Genomic DNA, 15,772 nt, shown 5'->3' with positions numbered 1-15,772 from the left:
TTTAATTTAATTATCATGTGTTCGCCAAAGGTTTGGTAAAAACTTATAATAGAGCAAATGTCTCCAAGTGGCCCAATCATGGCCTCCATGACCTCCATCATAGTATTCATAATTGACACCATGCTTGTCAAGTGCATCACGCAAAGCCCGTACCCTTTCCCCGAAGAATCCCTTTGCTTCTTCTGTACCTTGCCCTATAAATAGGTAGTCAACTTTATCATTAGCCTTTGGATCATTCAGAAAATATGCCAGTGAAGCCTCTGCCTCCTTGTCTCCGGCACTAAGGATACCAAAATTCGCAAATAGATCCAGGGAACGGAGTCCCACAAACATGGTATGCCGGCCTCCCATAGACAGTCCAGACAATGCCCTCCCATGGGGAGATGAAATCGTGCTGTAATTTTGGTCAACCAGAGGAATTACATGGTTGCGGAGCTCCTTTTCAAAAATATCGAAGGTCAATTCAGCGTGTTGGGGATGGTTCCGGTGAATTACCTGATTGTTGGGGATGGCAATGATCATGGGCTTTGCTTTTCCTTCTGCCAAAAGGTTATCCATGATAAAATTTGCCCTACCATCATAAATCCAATTGGAGGGTAATTCCCCGCTTCCACCTACTAAATACAAGACGGGGTATTTTTGATTGGAATCATAACCTGGAGGGGTATAAACATACATCTCACGTTGACCTTGGGTAACATCCGAATAATAGATATGACGGGTTACATTTCCATGGGGCACATTTTTGGCGTCGTAATAAGCAGGTTCCTTTCCATGTACAATCAGTTGACTATACGGAGGCATGGCAGTAAAAGCTGCATAGGTATTGCTTGGATCCGTGATTTGCATCCCATCCACATTAAAATGATAGGCATACATATCAGGCTTTAGGGGACCTACTGTTAATGTCCAAATTCCATCTTCCCCTTTGGTAAAAGGCATTTGCTCATTCCCCCTTCCCAATCCTGTCAACAAAGCCACACCGGCCAATTTGACTTCCTGGGCCTTTGGTGCCTTCAACCTGAAAGTGACCGTTTGGTCATCATGAACTTCAGGTGAGTTCAAAGGGGCACTGAAAGGAATAAGGCCGTCGCTGTTTTTTTGAGGATTGTGATCAAGATTGACATTTGCTTGTTGCCCCTTTACAGATTGGAAAAACAGGCACAACCCTAGGGCAAAGAAATAATAAATTGCTTTTTGTCTTTTAAGGACTATCATGTTCTTTCCTTTTGGTTTTACATTTTTTGGTCTCCAGAAAACATCAAAAAATGTTACAAACCCAGATCAGAAAAAAATATGAATCCCATTACCTAATTTCCGGAATAAGTGAATTGGAAATATTCCGCACTATTTCCACTTGGTTTTCCTGAAGAAGTGGCATAGGGTCCGATGGTCACCCCTACAAAACCTCCCGCAACACGGGTACTGAGATATTGACCCTCCTGAAAACCATATACCGTTTCCCAGTTTTTATCCCCCTTCTCTTTCATTTGAAAATTGTACTGTGCATTTTCAAAATCCACCCTCAGGGATAAAGGAGCTTTAGCCGACTTTTGAAGCTTTCTTTCAGCTAGGACCTCATAAGTATTGTCTTTGGTTGCTTTGAGTACTTTTACAGACTGGCCTCCATCCTTATCCAACACTTTGGCAAAGAAAAGATGATGGGTTTCATTTTGGAACAAAAGCAAACCCGCCATTTCATCTTCATTGGATGGCTGGAATGAAAAATCTGTCGAAACAAACCCCTTGTTGTGCTGCTGCCTTCTGGCAAGGAAACTCGGATTGGATTTCCCAAATGCGGTCTCAGGTCTCAATTGGATTGTTAATTTTTTTGCCTTGGGATTTAATGAAAACCATTTTTCCTTTGGTACCCTGACAAAAACCCAATAGTCCTTCAGTTCTTCTCCATCAAAATTGTCAACAATGGTAAAACTTCCAGTAATTGGAAACGGTATGTTGCTTTTGTCTTCCGGTAAATTTGGGGCTTTATAGGTATACTGCACCTCCTCAAAATCAGCACTGATTACAGGCCAATCGTCATCAGTCCAGGTAACAGGGGCCAAGAAAACCTCTCTCCCAATGTTATAGTGATCCCCTCTATCATAAGGTCTGGTAGCTAAAAAAACAGCCCACCATTCACCATTTTTTGTCTGCACCATGTCGGCATGCCCAGTAGCGGAAATCGGATTTGGTCGGGCAGGATCAAGATGTCTTTGTGTTAGAATAGGATTATTTTTGTAAGGAATAAACATATCCTTCAGGTCTTTTGTCCTGAATACCACTTGGGAATGGTTCACGCTGGTTCCACCTTCCGCAGCCCATAAATAATAGTATCCTCGGGTCTTATATATATGGGGTGCTTCTATCCATACCGGTTTAGAATGGATATCCACTCCACCGTTGACTAAAATCTTATTGTCTCCTACAGTTTTTAGGCTCTTATAATCAAATTCTATCATCCGGATAGTCCGGTGTCCGCGGTAAAGTGGCTTCATTTCCGGTGCATCCCCATTGTAAATGATATAGGCTTTCCCATCATCATCAAAAAAAATCGAAGGGTCAATTCCTTGGACAGCAGGAAGAAATACAGGATTACTCCAAGGTCCAGCCGGATTGGTGGCGGTGACTACAAAATTCCCTCCTTTTCCTACCAAAGTGGTAATCATATAAAATACTCCTTCTTGATGTTGTATAGTAGGGGCAAAAATTCCTTCAGAAATAGTTAACCCTTCCACATCAATTTGCTCAGGCCTGTCCAAAACATGTCCAATTTGTCTCCAATTGACTAAATCAGTGCTATGGAAAATGGGAACCCCTGGAAAATAAGTAAAGGTGGAAGTAACCAAGTAAAAGTCATCACCAACCCTGAACATTCCAGGATCTGGATAAAAACCAGGCAAAACGGGATTATTAAAAGTCCTTTCTGTCTGGGTTTGGGCATTAAAAGAAATTCCGGAACAAAGTGAACAAACCAAAAACAAGATCAGGATTCTGTCTTTGAATTTGCTTACTTTCTTCCGGAAATAACCGAGTTTACTAATCAATGTAATCAAAATAGGATTAATAGGTTTGAGGTAGTTTTTCAATGAACAATTCTAAGACATCTTCTGAAATCAAGTGACTGATTTTTGAATGGTAGAATTAATCACAAACCTAATATCGTAATAATAAGTGTAATATCAACATTTATTTAGAAAATTTTTTTTGACCCTCCTCAAAAACCTAAAAAAAAGAAACTTAACTTTGAAATAAACGGACAAAAATACACTTAAGCAGAATCAATATGGCATAGTGAAATTTAAAAGTAGCAAAAAAGTTATTGGCCTTCACCTATTCTGAAGAAATCAAAATCTACAAATCCATCAGTTCTTTTTGTGCCAAAATAAAATAAACCAAACCTATAACCCATAAAATGCGGTAAGGTATATTTCATATAGAGAGTTTCACCAATTGGATGCCATTGGATGCCATCAAAGCTATAGAAAAAATTAGCCTGATCTTTTAAATTCTCGAAATCGCAGGATGCTTTTAAATAAAGTATTGAATTTTCAAGAGGGAGTTCCTCCACTTCTTTTTCCATACTTTCATTTCCCAAGACAATTACTATTGATTTTTTGTCACCACTTTGTTTGACACCTACAAATCCATATTCTTTCTGAAGTAACAAAAGACCTGAATAGTCTCCATCCTTCATCCCAGAAACATCCAATTTGGTCACCCCATTGCTTTTTGGACCGAAAGTCCTTTGAGTAAGTGTATTCCTGGCTTCAAGGACGGTTTTATCTACCCTATTAGTCTTCAATCGAAGAAATCCTGATCTTTCTTCCAATGACCAAAATTCATTTACTGGATTATGATTCCATTGCCATACCAAGGGAAGGAGTCTGGATTGCCCATCGGTCCTATCAAATTCATCAGAAGCAACCAAACCAGGCATCAATCCTTGGTTTTTTGGTAAATCCAACTTCTCAGGAACTTTCCCATCCTCTCCTAAAATTGGCCAATCCTCTTTCCATGTAACAGGAACCAGATAAGGAATCCTTCCCACAGCTCCATAATCTCTAAAAAGGTAGGCAAACCATTTGCCATCAGGAGTATCTATTAGGCCTCCCTGGGCAATTCCCCTGTCCTCCAACATCACCTTTCCTTCATAGGGTCCTTCTATATTTTTTGACCTATGCACCAAAACAGTCCTCATCCCATCTTTTGGCCATACGATATGAAATAAATAGTAATATCCATTGACTTTGAAAAGCTGGGAACCTTCGGCAGGAAGCATGATTTCCCCCTCTGCAGGGGCGCTGGCATTCTGTATCAATACCTTTTCCGTTCCTGGCACAACTCCAGAAAGGTCATTTTTCAGTTCAACAATTTTGATGGTACCTGCACCCCAAATCATATAGACTTTCCCATCTTCCTCAAAAAAGATGCTGTGATCATGATGGGAAGGTTCAAAACTGATTTCATCCCATGGCCCTTGTTCTATATCTTGGGTTTTGAAAATATGGGTTTTGCCACTGGTCTGGGAAAAAGTGCTTACATAATAATACCCCTGAAAGTACCTGAGACAGCTTGCCCATGACCCTCTACCATAAGCATTCTTCCCTTCAATCAAATTCATCGACCGATTATCCACCAAGGTTTCGTACGCATAATTTACAAGCTTCCAATTGGTTAAATCAATGGATTTCATGATAGGGACACCTGGAGCCATATGCATAGTAGTACTGCTCATGTAGTAAGTTTCTCCAACCCGAATCATGGATAAATCAGGAACATCCGCAAAAATTATGGGGTTTTTAGCTTTCTCTTCTTGACCCATCACTTGAATAGTACTTAGGAGGAAAGTTATTGAAAACAAGAAAAAAACGCTGTTATAATTCATAGTTTCAAATTGATTTGGTCTTTTCCCACCATATTACAATAAACTCTAATAGATTTTTCTAAGCAGAAATTTAAATTTCTGTCCTGTCCGTTGAAATTAATAAAAACCGATAAAATCCAAAATAATCTATAATTGGCTTTCAACTTACCTGTTTAAAATTTAAGCCAATCCTTCAAACACTGAATTACAAATGCTTTTTATGAAAATCTGCAAATAATATTTTCCATTTTATTGAAAATTACTAAAATCAAAAATCATATCTTTTTAATTTCCTGCTGTTTAAACCTAATTTTAAGCTATGAAATCCTTACATCAATTCATCTTGATCCTGTTTTCCATGAGTTTACTGGTCAATTGTCAGGAAAAGGAAGAAATTCCTTTTGAATTGAAAAAATTTTGGGTTTATAGCTCCTTGGTACCCTGCGGGGTTGGAGTTACTGAAGAATTATGTTATTTGATCAGTGAAACAGATTCTTATGAAAATGCCCTATGGGATTATTTATACCAGCCCATTGAAGGATTTGAATTAGAACCTGGCTATTTTTTCAATTTGGAAGTGAAGCTATTTACAACAGCTGGTCCAAAGCCCAATTCACCACCGAAAATAACCTATCAACTGAATAAGACAATCGCTAAAATTAAAGATGAGGCAATTAAATTTAGCGGCATGTGGAAATTAGGGGACCTCCCCGGTTTTGATGAAAAAGAATTGATTTGGGATTTTCCAAAATATTCAATCTTCGATCCTAGAGGCAGATTATTGTTCACCTCTTACCATTGTAATTCAACACACTTCCGCATGGAAAATATTACAGAATTCGAAATATCCATTTTACCCGGTCCAATTACTTCAAAAGCTTGTTATCCTGAAATGGATAATTATTCGCCTAAAGTAGAAGATGAATTTTATAGGAGAATTTTATTAACCAAGCAATATGAATTATCCGAGGGGCATTGGTACCTGAAAGATGAATCGGGCAAAGTTTTAATTGTACTTTCAAAAATCAATCAAATCCCCAAACCAAGACCGTGGAACTCCTAACTTTTGCTCCTTTCCATCAAATCAATAATTTCCTTAACAGCTGGTTTAGGCTGATAATTCCTGTCAAAATCAGACTTAATAAACCATAAGTCAGGTATTTCATATTAAATAGAAATTAAGATTTCTCAAAATCATTACCCTTAGATGTAGGGAATTTTATTATTTAATTGATTCTCCATGCCCGGGTCATTTCCTTTTTTCCGGGAGGTCCGGGTAAGGTTTCCACTTCCAATCCAAGTTCCTTTAGGTTTCTTTTTAGTTGTCCCTGGGCACAATAGGTAACAAAGACAGCTCCAGGGTTCATGGTATCTACCACTTTGGACAACATTTCTTTGGTCCAGAGTTCAGGTTGTTTACTTGGTGCAAATGCATCAAAAAGAACCACATCTGAAGGATACAAAACCGCATCCTCCAAAGTAGTGAGGTCTTTTTTCATATTGAAGTACTCAGACATGATCACCCCTTCATTCCATGGGGCTTGATGCAGTTTGTTAAAATAGAGTGCATATTCAGCAATGGTGGGATCGACTTGGGTAAAGTTCAATTGGGCATAGACCTCTTTTCCCAAAGGAAAAGGCTCAATGCTATGATACAAAAGAGGAACTTTATATTGCTCAGCCCAAACCATACTCAGCCAGGCATTCAATCCGGTACCGAAACCCACTTCAAAAACCCGGACTGGAAAATTTTCAGGATTTCTCATATACCAGGCCTCCAATCCATACAGCATAAACACATGCACAGACTCCCTGTATGCACCATGAAAAGAATGATAGGTCTCATTCAATTCAGGTACAAAAAGAGAATGGGAACCATCTTCAGTGGTAATGATTTTGACTTCCCTTGTCATCTTACTTTTTATAAATTAAGGCCACACAATAAGCCGAAACTCCCTCTTCTCTACCCACAAATCCCAACTTTTCAGTGGTGGTTGCTTTTATGGAGATGGCCCCTTCCTCTATTCCCATTACTTCCGAAAGACAGGCTTTGATAGCAGGTATATGCGGGTTTACTTTGGGCAATTCCAGGCAAACCGTAGTATCAATGTTTCCGACTTCATAACCTTCATGACGGATCAGTTTCATGACTTCACGTAACAAGATTTTGCTGTCTATGCCCTTGTATTTCGGATCCTTGTCTGAGAAGTGATAACCAATATCACGCATATTGGCAGCACCTAGCAAAGCATCGCAAATGACATGGATCAGCACATCCGCATCAGAATGGCCCAATGCTCCTTTTTTATGTTCCAACTTGATACCTCCCAGCCAAAAATCCAGTCCTTCATGCAGTTGGTGCACATCATATCCAAATCCTATTCTGAAGTTGTTCATATTTTTCAAGTAATGTTCAATTTATTTTGCTATTAGAATTAAGACAAAAGATGCAAGGCTTAAGACTAACCAAAAATATCCCAATATCTATTTCTAACTTATATCTACCCTATTTCAAATTGATTTCTAGGCAGATTTATAATAAACTACCGAAGCATTCTCCTCTTTGAGAATCTCTTTCCCCCAATCCAAGATGCTTCCAGCAGGAATCTGGGTTTTTTTCTCATATTCGGTCTGGTACAGTTCGGGATTACCTAAATGAGCGTAATATGCCAAACTCATCGCTCTGTTTAACAACTGAACCGACTCATAGGTTTTCATGGCTTCTGCCTGGTTTTTTACTTTAGTCAATGTATTTTCTGAAATGGAGGATTGAACAAATTCCTCTAACACCTCATTCAAAGCTTTCTCTGCCAATTCTGCACTTTGACCTTTTTCCATTTTGCCGGAAAACACCATCAATCCTGGATCCACTGTACCGAAGATATATGCCCCTATGGAAGCAAAAATATTACCGTTTTTCACGAGTTGTTGTTCAAGGATTGAAGATCGGCCAAATCCCAAAATATCAGTAATCAGATCCGCTTGTAAATATCCCTCCTGCAATTTACCAGGCATATGAAATACCTTGTACAAAGCATCAGTAGGAACATCAGCACTAACAGTCAATACTTTTTTAGCTGTTTGCGGCATTTCCTGTGGGATTGTCTTCTTTGGGATTTTACCCGATGGGATATCTCCAAACCACTTTTCCGACAATTGTTTGACCTGTTCTAAGGTTACATCTCCCGCAACCACCATCACTGCATTATCAGGCCTATAATGGGTGAAATAAAACTCCTCTACATCTTCTTGTTTATAATTGATAATATCTTCAATATCCTTCCCAATAGTCGGCCACTGATAAGGATGGGAATTAAAAGCAAGTTTCCGGATATGGTGGAACACATCTCCATAAGGTTGGTTTAAGTACCGCTGTTTGAATTCTTCAATGACCACCTTTCTTTGGGTTTCGATGGTTTTTTCACTGAGATTAAGCTGCAACATCCTATCAGACTCCAACCAAAATGCGGTCTCAATATTGACTGCAGGAAGGGTAATATAGTAATTGGTGATATCAGTATTGGTAAAGGCATTGCAGGAGCCTCCAACCCTTTCCAATGCTGAGTCAAAAACCGGAACATTTTTGGAACTGCCAAACATGAGGTGCTCAAAATAATGAGCCAGTCCGGTTTTTCCGGGAATTTCATTTCTAGAACCTACCTTATACAAAATATTGAGTACTGCCATTTTGCTGCTATGGTCCTCATGAACCAGCACCTGCAGGCCATTGTCCAAATAGAATTGTTGGTAGTTGATCATGGATGAAATTGGAAAAATATTGACAAGAAATTAAATACGCTCCCCTTGATATCCGGAGTCATTTAATGCCTTAATTATTGTTTCTTCGCTCAAAGTTCTATCTACGGTTAAAACCCGGTCCGGATGTGTCAGATCAACTTTCCAAGCACCTTCGGCAACCTTGTCCATTTCAGGTGTAATGGCAGCAACACAGGCCCCGCATTTTACATTTGTTTTAAACTGTAACTTACTCATGATTTCCGATTTTAAATTAATTGGCTTCTCAGGTTATTCTAATTCAAAAACCATTTTTTCTCTGAATTGATTCGACAGTAAGAAAGAATTATTCTTAAATCACTCCTTCGGATTAGTATATTTTTATGATAAAAAAGCGGCCTTTCAGCCGCTTTTCTTTTTATAACCCAAATACCCTTTTAACAGTATCTACATAATCCAGTTTTTCCCATGTAAACAATTCCACATCAAATGTGATGGATTTACCATCGGGGGTTTTGAATGTTTTGGTCACCACTTCATTTTCTCTGCCCATATGACCATATGCGGCAGTTTCTTCATAAATGGGATTTCTTAGTTTAAGTCTTTGTTCAATAGCATAAGGCCTCATATCAAAAATCTGTTCAACTTTTCTGGCTATTTCTCCATCGCTTAACTGCACTTTGGAGGTTCCATAAGTATTTACATATATTCCCATAGGTTTTGCTACCCCAATAGCATAGGAAACCTGCACCAACATTTCGTCTGCCACACCAGCAGCCACCATATTTTTTGCTATATGCCTGGTTGCATATGCTGCGGAACGATCCACTTTTGAAGGGTCTTTTCCTGAGAATGCTCCACCTCCATGTGCTCCTTTTCCTCCATAGGTATCTACGATGATTTTCCTTCCTGTAAGTCCGGTATCCCCATGTGGACCGCCGATGACAAATTTTCCTGTTGGATTGATATGGAAGGTAATTTTTTCAGTAAACAAAACTTGAATCTCAGGTTTCAACTGCGCTTTCACTCTGGGAAGGAGGATATTGATCATATCATCCTTGATTTTAGTAAGCATGGTAGCCTCATCCGCAAATTCATCATGCTGGGTTGAAATTACAATGGCATCTATCCTTTGAGGAACATTGTCATCAGAATATTCAATGGTTACCTGAGCTTTTGCATCCGGTCTTAGATATGTGATTTCTTTGCTTTCCTTTCTTAAGGCTGCCAGTTCTTTCAATATCCTGTGCGAAAGATCCAAGGCCAATGGCATAAAGTTATCTGTTTCTTTTGTAGCATACCCGAACATCATCCCTTGATCTCCAGCACCTTGTTCTTCAGGATTGTCTCTATCCACACCCTGATTTATATCCGGTGACTGTTCATGTATTGCTGAAAGAACCCCACAGGAATTTCCGTCGAACATATACTCGCCTTTTGTATACCCAATCCGGTTGATCACATCTCTGGCAATTTTTTGAACATCCAAATAGGTATCAGATTTTACTTCCCCTGCCAATATGACCTGACCGGTTGTTACCATCGTTTCACATGCAACTTTCGACCGGGGATCAAAGGCTAAAAAATTATCAATCAAAGCATCTGATATTTGGTCTGCTATTTTATCTGGATGACCTTCAGATACTGATTCCGACGTAAATAAATAAGGCATAATAAATTATGTAATTTGCAAGATTTCAATTAGCGCGTAAAAATACGTTTTAAGGGGGAAATAAAAAACTGAATTTCATCTAAGGAGAATCATTAACTTTGTAACATGATGAGTAAATCAAATCCCTCTATGAACGAAAGGTATATGCAAAGAGGTGTTTCCGCCTCTAAAGAAGATGTGCATCAGGCAATATCCAAATTAGATAAAGGACTTTTTCCCAAAGCCTTCTGCAAAATTGTAGAAGACACCCTTGGCAATGACCCTGAATACTGCAACATCATGCATGCAGATGGGGCGGGCACCAAGTCTTCATTGGCCTATATGTATTGGAAAGAAACAGGTGATTTGAGTGTTTGGAAAGGCATTGCTCAGGATGCCATCATCATGAATATCGATGACCTGCTTTGTGTGGGCGCTATCAACAATATCTTGGTTTCCTCCACCATAGGCAGAAACAAAAACCTTATTCCGGGCGAAGTCATTTCTTCCATCATTAATGGCACGGAAGAGGTCCTTCAAATGCTGCGGGACCATGGTGTGAACGTAGTATTGACTGGAGGTGAAACTGCCGATGTAGGTGATCTGGTGAGAACCATCATCGTAGATAGTACGGTCACCTGTAGGATGAAAAGGGATGAAGTCATCTCCAATGATAAAATTCAACCGGGTGATGTAATTGTTGGTCTGTCATCTTCAGGGCAGTCAACTTATGAGGATTATTATAATGGAGGAATGGGGTCCAATGGACTGACCTCTGCCAGACATGATGTCTTCCATAAGATTCTGAAAACAAAATATCCTGAGAGTTTTGACCCTTCTGTTCCGGAAGAGTTGGTTTATACAGGTAAATACCAGCTAACTGACCCTGCCCCGGGATTACCGGTAGATATGGGCAAATTGGTCTTATCACCGACCAGGACCTATGCCCCTATACTGGTGGATGTATTGAAATACCTTCGCCCTCAGATCCATGGTATTGTCCACTGTAGTGGAGGTGCCCAGACCAAGGTCCTCCATTTTGTTGATAATGTCCATGTGATTAAAGATAATCTCTTTGAAACCCCTCCACTATTCAAAATTATCCAGGAAGAAAGCAATACAGATTGGAAAGAAATGTATAAAGTTTTCAATATGGGTCACAGATTAGAAATTTACATGGAAGAGCGCTATGCGGAAGAAGTGATCGATATAGCAGAAACTTTGGGTGTTGAAGCAAAAATTATTGGCAGGGTTTTGCCCTTTGATGGCAAAAAAGTAACCATCCAAGGTATACATGGAACATTTGAATATTGATTACGGAATTAATCCCTTACTCCAATGATGGTATTCAAAGTCGAAAAATTTAAAGGTAAAAGACCGGGAATTTGGCCTGTATAATTTCCAATTTATGTTAGATTTTCATACCTTATATTCATTCTTCACCTTTTCCCAAAATGCCATCAAATAAGTTTAAACCTTTATTCAGAATTTTAGCCTGGATATTTGGGGTTCTTTTTTTCATTTTAATGGCGACACTTACCAAGATTGATAGGAGACCTTACCAGGAAATGGACTATTACCTGGAAAGTATGAACCGGCTGGATACCTTGAATATTAAACAAAGTAATGGAGAATTTTGGCTTGCAGGTTGGTCAAAAATAAATAGTACCCCGTCAAAACCTGCCAATCTTGTAGGTTATAAACCCCGCGGAAAATATCAATTTGTTCAGGATAGCAGTTTTATTAGAAGTATTGTCATCAGCAATGGGAAAGCACAGGTAGCATTTTTGAATTATGAACTAATGATAGTTCATCCCTTCCTTTACCAAAAGATAAAAGAAAGAATTAAACAAGAAAGACTACCAATTGACCATGTCTATTTTACAGCCACACATACCCATAGCGGTATAGGAGGGTACATGCCAGGTATTTTGGGAAAAATTGCCTTTGGAGGTTATGATAAGCAGGTAGTCAGTATGTTGGAAGAAAAAAGTATACAGGTATTGCGGCAATCCCTGCAAAGAAAAGATACTGTCAATATTCAATTCAATAAAATATCAACCGATAGTTTGGTGGCTAATCGGCTTATTGCAAATGATCCCATTGACCCTTATGTAAGGCAATTGATCTTTCAAAAAAAGAATGAGGAAAAAGCTTCCATCTTGACTTATTCAGCCCATTCTACCATCATCAGCTCAAAATTTATGGGTTTATCTGGTGATTATCCTCATTACCTGTCGGAAATAATGGAAAGTGAGGAATATGAATTGGCATTATTTGCTGCCGGAACCGTGGGCAGTCACAAACCAATTGCCGGGGGAAAGGAACCTGAACATGCTAAGGAGTATGCAAAAAACTTATACCAATTCTTTCAGAACACTGAAAATAGTCTTCCTGATATCAAGGAGCATAATCTGGAATTTGCAGATTTTCCATTGGCCCTAAGGAAAGCCCATCTTAAACTAGGTAAAAATGTACGGGTAAGACCTTGGGTATTCAACAATTTGTTTGGAGAAACCAATGCACATTTTGATCTGATTCTTTTGGGAAATACATTGATAATCAGTTCAAGTGGGGAAATCTCAGGAGTATTTATGGAAAGCTGGGAAAAATATGCAAATCAACAGGGATTGAATTTGATCATCACTTGTTTTAACGGAGGGTATATAGGCTATATCACACCGGATGAATACTATGATGAACCGCTTTATGAGGCACGGGAAATGAATTGGTTCGGCCCGTATAATGGGGCATATTTTGATGAAATCATCCGCAGATTAATAGAAAAAACTAAGAAATAAAAAGGAATGACTGATTTGGAATCCTTTAAATGGATTTTAAGATTATGTTGAACATCTGGAATTACCAGGATTGAAATAAGCTTTTTTATCTCTAGAAAATCTTTAGAAAAAAGATAGACCCAAAAACACATATTTTTAACTTCAAAAAAGCAACAAAACAAATGGGAATAGGAATGAAAATTCCAGTTTCTGCCTGGTCAGACATCGGTCTTTTTTCTGAAATTCAAGAATATGGAAAAGGATTAGCAAGAATAAAATGCTGGCATGAATCTTAAAATAAGAAGGTAAAAATAGTATTAACATCAAAGTGATAAGAGCGGAAGTCAAACCCAAAATTTGAATGTACTTTTTTAATTGAGATTTTTGAACATGCTGTAAAATAGATCCAAAGCCATCTTTTTTGTCCCCCTTCTCATCCAAAAAAGACAGAATCAGCAGATTGATCAATGCCAGAGTAAAATAGCCTAAAAGCAACAAATAAAATGGAAAGGGGATTTCATCTGGAAATAGTTTAAAAAATGGGGCAAGGGAAATGCCCAAAACATAGAAAATAGCGGTGGAAATTTCCTTTAACCAGGATACATTTCTTCCAAAAAAATGAATCTGGCCCATCCAAATTAACATTACCATACCTAAGACGAATCCCGGAATGATTATAAAATTCAATGAGCGGGTTGAAAATAAAATGACAAAATCCAATATAACGCAGAAAACAAGTGCCCCACTTAAAATCCGAAAATTCTGTTGATGAAACTGATGCCGTTTAGATGAAGCATTTCCTATCATTTTTTTTGCATCCACCAAATGATCTAAAGTATATACAGACCAAACTGCCAAAGCAAGAAGTAAATAAGTTTCAATGGTCAAATCCACATCCAGAACATCTGCAAAAAACAACATCCCGGCCATGGCACCTATTACGACATCCAAAGAAAGAATATTAAAAAAATGCCAGATTGATTTAAGCGTATACATATAGATCAAATATAAGGTCAAATTTTTTTAATTCTTACCCTCAAAAAAATAGGTATTAAATTTCTATCTTAAACCAATAAACCATTACATCTATGAAAAAACTCACCCTTTTGGCATGCCTTTTCCTGGCAATATCTTCCATATCATTTGGGCAAAATCCTATAAAGGTTGCCTGTGTGGGCAATAGCATCACTCAGGGACCAGGAAGAGACAATCCGGATAGTTATCCTCTCCAAATGCAGCAAAACCTTGGAACTGGGTATGATGTGAAAAACTTTGGTGTTAGCGGAAGAACCCTACTCAAAAAAGGGGATTATCCATATTGGAATGAACCACAATTTGAAGAGGTAAAGGAATATTCACCGGACATCTTGGTAATCAAATTGGGTACCAATGATTCCAAGCCCCAAAATTGGAAATTCAAAAATGAATTCACTTCTGATTATATCCAAATGATCAAGGAATTCAAAAAATCCATGCCAAAAAAAGGCAAAGTATACATTTGCATTCCTGTCCCTGTTTTTCAAGACAATTGGGGAATTAATGAAAATATTTTAGTCAATGAAATGAGGCCGATGTTGATGAAAATAGCCAAGAAAACCAAATCACAAATGATCGACCTATACAGTCCTCTTACCGAAAAATCCGATTTATTACCTGATGGGGTTCATCCCAATAAAGAAGGATTAGGAATAATGGCAGCCGAAGTTGCAAAAGCCATCCAATAAAAAAAACCGCTAATCGCGGTTTTTTTTATTATGGGCTATATTGTTATTCTAATATTATCAGGTCCCTTCCAATGCATTGGCACCTGCCACAATTTCAAGGATTTCACCTGTAATAGAAGCCTGTCTTGATCTATTGTAAAGCAATTTCAATTCCTTTAATAAATCATTGGCGTTTTCAGTAGCTTTATCCATAGAGGTCATTCTGGCCCCATGTTCAGAAGCATTACTTTCCAAAATGGCCTTATAGAATTGGGTCTTTAAAGCACTTGGCACTAGCTCTTGAACAATAAATTCCTTTGAAGGTTCAAGTATATAATCTGTATGACGATTCTCAGTTCCGGGAGTTGAAGATGCCAAACTACCCATAGGAAGGAAATGTTCAACTGTCACATCCTGAGTAGCCACGTTTCTAAAATGGTTATATACCAAAACAACTTTATCAAATTTTTTGGAGGTATAACCATCCATCACAAAGTTTGCAATTGCCCTTACAGTGTCAAAAGTGATGTTGTTGAATATCTCAAAGTAATCTGGAATAACATTAAAACCTCTCTTGCTGTAAAATTCATATGATTTTTTACCAAGTGGCAGGATAGTAATGTTCTTCCCTTTGAATTCTCCCTCCATCAGGCTATTGGTCATCTTCATTACATTGGAGTTGAATGCGCCACAAAGACCCTTATCTGATGTCATTGAAACCAAAAGTACATTCTGCACTTCTCTTTGTTCTGCATAAGCTACTTGCAATTCACCTCCCATAGAAGATACCACATCATTCAAAATAGCGGTAAGCTTTTTGGAAAAGGGACGCATTTTTAGAATTTTATCCTGTGCTTTTCTCAATTTTGCAGCCGCTACCATTTTCATAGCTTTGGTTATCTGCTGTGTTGAGGAAACTGAGGTAATCCTTTGTTTAACTTCCTTGAGGTTAGCCATATTATTTTCTTTTCAGAAAAGAGATATTAGGAGAAGACTTTGGAGGGAGAATAATCCCCCTCTAAAGCCAAGAGTTTAATAG

The 15,772-nt window shown here is 38.4% G+C and carries 14 protein-coding genes; 4 read left to right on the top strand and 10 right to left on the bottom strand.

Annotation, left to right across the window (positions count from 1 at the left end; all coding sequences use genetic code 11):
• Positions 1-6 precede the first annotated feature (6 nt).
• The 3 genes from ACFSKV_RS00600 to ACFSKV_RS00590 all read right to left on the bottom strand — a co-directional run bounded on the left by ACFSKV_RS00600 (position 7) and on the right by ACFSKV_RS00590 (position 4,885).
• A complete protein-coding gene (locus ACFSKV_RS00600) occupies positions 7-1,218 on the bottom strand; it encodes an esterase (RefSeq protein ID WP_380799578.1) in 1,212 nt (403 codons plus the stop codon).
• Positions 1,219-1,310: 92 nt separating this feature from the next.
• The gene (locus tag ACFSKV_RS00595) at positions 1,311-3,044 is read right to left on the bottom strand and encodes a glycoside hydrolase family 43 protein (protein WP_380799577.1); all 1,734 of its coding nucleotides are present in this window, start codon (positions 3,042-3,044) and stop codon (positions 1,311-1,313) included.
• Between the two features lie 272 nt (positions 3,045-3,316).
• Complete coding sequence (locus ACFSKV_RS00590) at positions 3,317-4,885, bottom strand: glycoside hydrolase family 43 protein (protein WP_380799576.1); 1,569 nt, start codon at positions 4,883-4,885, stop codon at positions 3,317-3,319.
• Positions 4,886-5,183: 298 nt separating this feature from the next.
• On the opposite strand from ACFSKV_RS00590, the gene ACFSKV_RS00585 reads away from it, so the two are divergent.
• On the top strand, positions 5,184-5,927 hold the full coding sequence (locus tag ACFSKV_RS00585; protein WP_380799574.1) for a DUF4377 domain-containing protein: 744 nt from the start codon (positions 5,184-5,186) through the stop codon (positions 5,925-5,927).
• 163 nt (positions 5,928-6,090) lie between these two features.
• On the opposite strand, the gene mnmC2 is transcribed toward ACFSKV_RS00585, so the two are convergent.
• From mnmC2 to metK, 5 genes are all read right to left on the bottom strand, one after another.
• Positions 6,091-6,777 carry a tRNA (5-methylaminomethyl-2-thiouridine)(34)-methyltransferase MnmC2 gene (gene mnmC2, locus ACFSKV_RS00580; RefSeq protein ID WP_380799573.1) on the bottom strand — a complete coding sequence of 229 codons (687 nt, stop codon included), beginning with the start codon at positions 6,775-6,777 and terminating at the stop codon, positions 6,091-6,093.
• A 1-nt stretch (position 6,778) separates the two neighbouring features.
• Positions 6,779-7,261 carry a 2-C-methyl-D-erythritol 2,4-cyclodiphosphate synthase gene (gene ispF, locus ACFSKV_RS00575; protein ID WP_380799572.1) on the bottom strand — a complete coding sequence of 161 codons (483 nt, stop codon included), beginning with the start codon at positions 7,259-7,261 and terminating at the stop codon, positions 6,779-6,781.
• Positions 7,262-7,387: 126 nt separating this feature from the next.
• Positions 7,388-8,623 carry a M16 family metallopeptidase gene (locus ACFSKV_RS00570; protein ID WP_380799571.1) on the bottom strand — a complete coding sequence of 412 codons (1,236 nt, stop codon included), beginning with the start codon at positions 8,621-8,623 and terminating at the stop codon, positions 7,388-7,390.
• A 30-nt stretch (positions 8,624-8,653) separates the two neighbouring features.
• Positions 8,654-8,857 (bottom strand): heavy-metal-associated domain-containing protein, encoded by a 204-nt coding sequence (locus ACFSKV_RS00565; protein WP_380799570.1) that lies wholly within the window; start codon positions 8,855-8,857, stop codon positions 8,654-8,656.
• Between the two features lie 160 nt (positions 8,858-9,017).
• Complete coding sequence (gene metK, locus ACFSKV_RS00560; protein WP_380799569.1) at positions 9,018-10,271, bottom strand: methionine adenosyltransferase; 1,254 nt, start codon at positions 10,269-10,271, stop codon at positions 9,018-9,020.
• Between the two features lie 129 nt (positions 10,272-10,400).
• Here metK and ACFSKV_RS00555 point away from each other — a divergent pair, with 129 nt between their 5' ends.
• On the top strand, positions 10,401-11,564 hold the full coding sequence (locus ACFSKV_RS00555; RefSeq protein ID WP_380799568.1) for an AIR synthase related protein: 1,164 nt from the start codon (positions 10,401-10,403) through the stop codon (positions 11,562-11,564).
• Positions 11,565-11,776: 212 nt separating this feature from the next.
• Positions 11,777-13,051 carry a neutral/alkaline non-lysosomal ceramidase N-terminal domain-containing protein gene (locus ACFSKV_RS00550; protein ID WP_380799567.1) on the top strand — a complete coding sequence of 425 codons (1,275 nt, stop codon included), beginning with the start codon at positions 11,777-11,779 and terminating at the stop codon, positions 13,049-13,051.
• A gap of 141 nt (positions 13,052-13,192) precedes the next feature.
• On the opposite strand, the gene ACFSKV_RS00545 is transcribed toward ACFSKV_RS00550, so the two are convergent.
• A complete protein-coding gene (locus ACFSKV_RS00545) occupies positions 13,193-14,026 on the bottom strand; it encodes a hypothetical protein (RefSeq protein ID WP_380799565.1) in 834 nt (277 codons plus the stop codon).
• Positions 14,027-14,118: 92 nt separating this feature from the next.
• Between ACFSKV_RS00545 and ACFSKV_RS00540 the strand changes: the two genes are divergently transcribed.
• The gene (locus ACFSKV_RS00540; RefSeq protein ID WP_380799564.1) at positions 14,119-14,754 is read left to right on the top strand and encodes a GDSL-type esterase/lipase family protein; all 636 of its coding nucleotides are present in this window, start codon (positions 14,119-14,121) and stop codon (positions 14,752-14,754) included.
• Between the two features lie 57 nt (positions 14,755-14,811).
• Here the strand turns inward: ACFSKV_RS00540 and atpG are convergent, their stop codons facing one another.
• Entirely contained in the window at positions 14,812-15,690 is an 879-nt protein-coding gene (atpG, locus tag ACFSKV_RS00535; protein WP_380799563.1) for an ATP synthase F1 subunit gamma, read from the bottom strand.
• Positions 15,691-15,772 lie beyond the last annotated feature (82 nt).

The sequence above is a fragment of the Shivajiella indica genome, assembly GCF_042683085.1.
GTDB lineage: Bacteria > Bacteroidota > Bacteroidia > Cytophagales > Cyclobacteriaceae > Shivajiella > Shivajiella indica.
The sequence above is the reverse complement of the archived record's forward strand: the minus strand, read 5'-3'. Positions and strand labels throughout refer to the sequence as shown.

Bases quoted from the DNA above. Each gene is read 5' to 3' on its own strand.
- ACFSKV_RS00600 (WP_380799578.1), bottom strand. From the start codon at position 1,218: ATGATAGTCCTTAAAAGACAAAAAGCAATTTATTATTTCTTTGCCCTA.
- ACFSKV_RS00590 (WP_380799576.1), bottom strand. From the start codon at position 4,885: ATGAATTATAACAGCGTTTTTTTCTTGTTTTCAATAACTTTCCTCCTA.
- ACFSKV_RS00585 (WP_380799574.1), top strand. From the start codon at position 5,184: ATGAAATCCTTACATCAATTCATCTTGATCCTGTTTTCCATGAGTTTA.
- mnmC2 (WP_380799573.1), bottom strand. From the start codon at position 6,777: ATGACAAGGGAAGTCAAAATCATTACCACTGAAGATGGTTCCCATTCT.
- ispF (WP_380799572.1), bottom strand. From the start codon at position 7,261: ATGAACAACTTCAGAATAGGATTTGGATATGATGTGCACCAACTGCAT.
- ACFSKV_RS00570 (WP_380799571.1), bottom strand. From the start codon at position 8,623: ATGATCAACTACCAACAATTCTATTTGGACAATGGCCTGCAGGTGCTG.
- ACFSKV_RS00565 (WP_380799570.1), bottom strand. From the start codon at position 8,857: ATGAGTAAGTTACAGTTTAAAACAAATGTAAAATGCGGGGCCTGTGTT.
- metK (WP_380799569.1), bottom strand. From the start codon at position 10,271: ATGCCTTATTTATTTACGTCGGAATCAGTATCTGAAGGTCATCCAGAT.
- ACFSKV_RS00555 (WP_380799568.1), top strand. From the start codon at position 10,401: ATGAACGAAAGGTATATGCAAAGAGGTGTTTCCGCCTCTAAAGAAGAT.
- ACFSKV_RS00550 (WP_380799567.1), top strand. From the start codon at position 11,777: ATGGCGACACTTACCAAGATTGATAGGAGACCTTACCAGGAAATGGAC.
- ACFSKV_RS00545 (WP_380799565.1), bottom strand. From the start codon at position 14,026: ATGTATACGCTTAAATCAATCTGGCATTTTTTTAATATTCTTTCTTTG.
- ACFSKV_RS00540 (WP_380799564.1), top strand. From the start codon at position 14,119: ATGAAAAAACTCACCCTTTTGGCATGCCTTTTCCTGGCAATATCTTCC.
- atpG (WP_380799563.1), bottom strand. From the start codon at position 15,690: ATGGCTAACCTCAAGGAAGTTAAACAAAGGATTACCTCAGTTTCCTCA.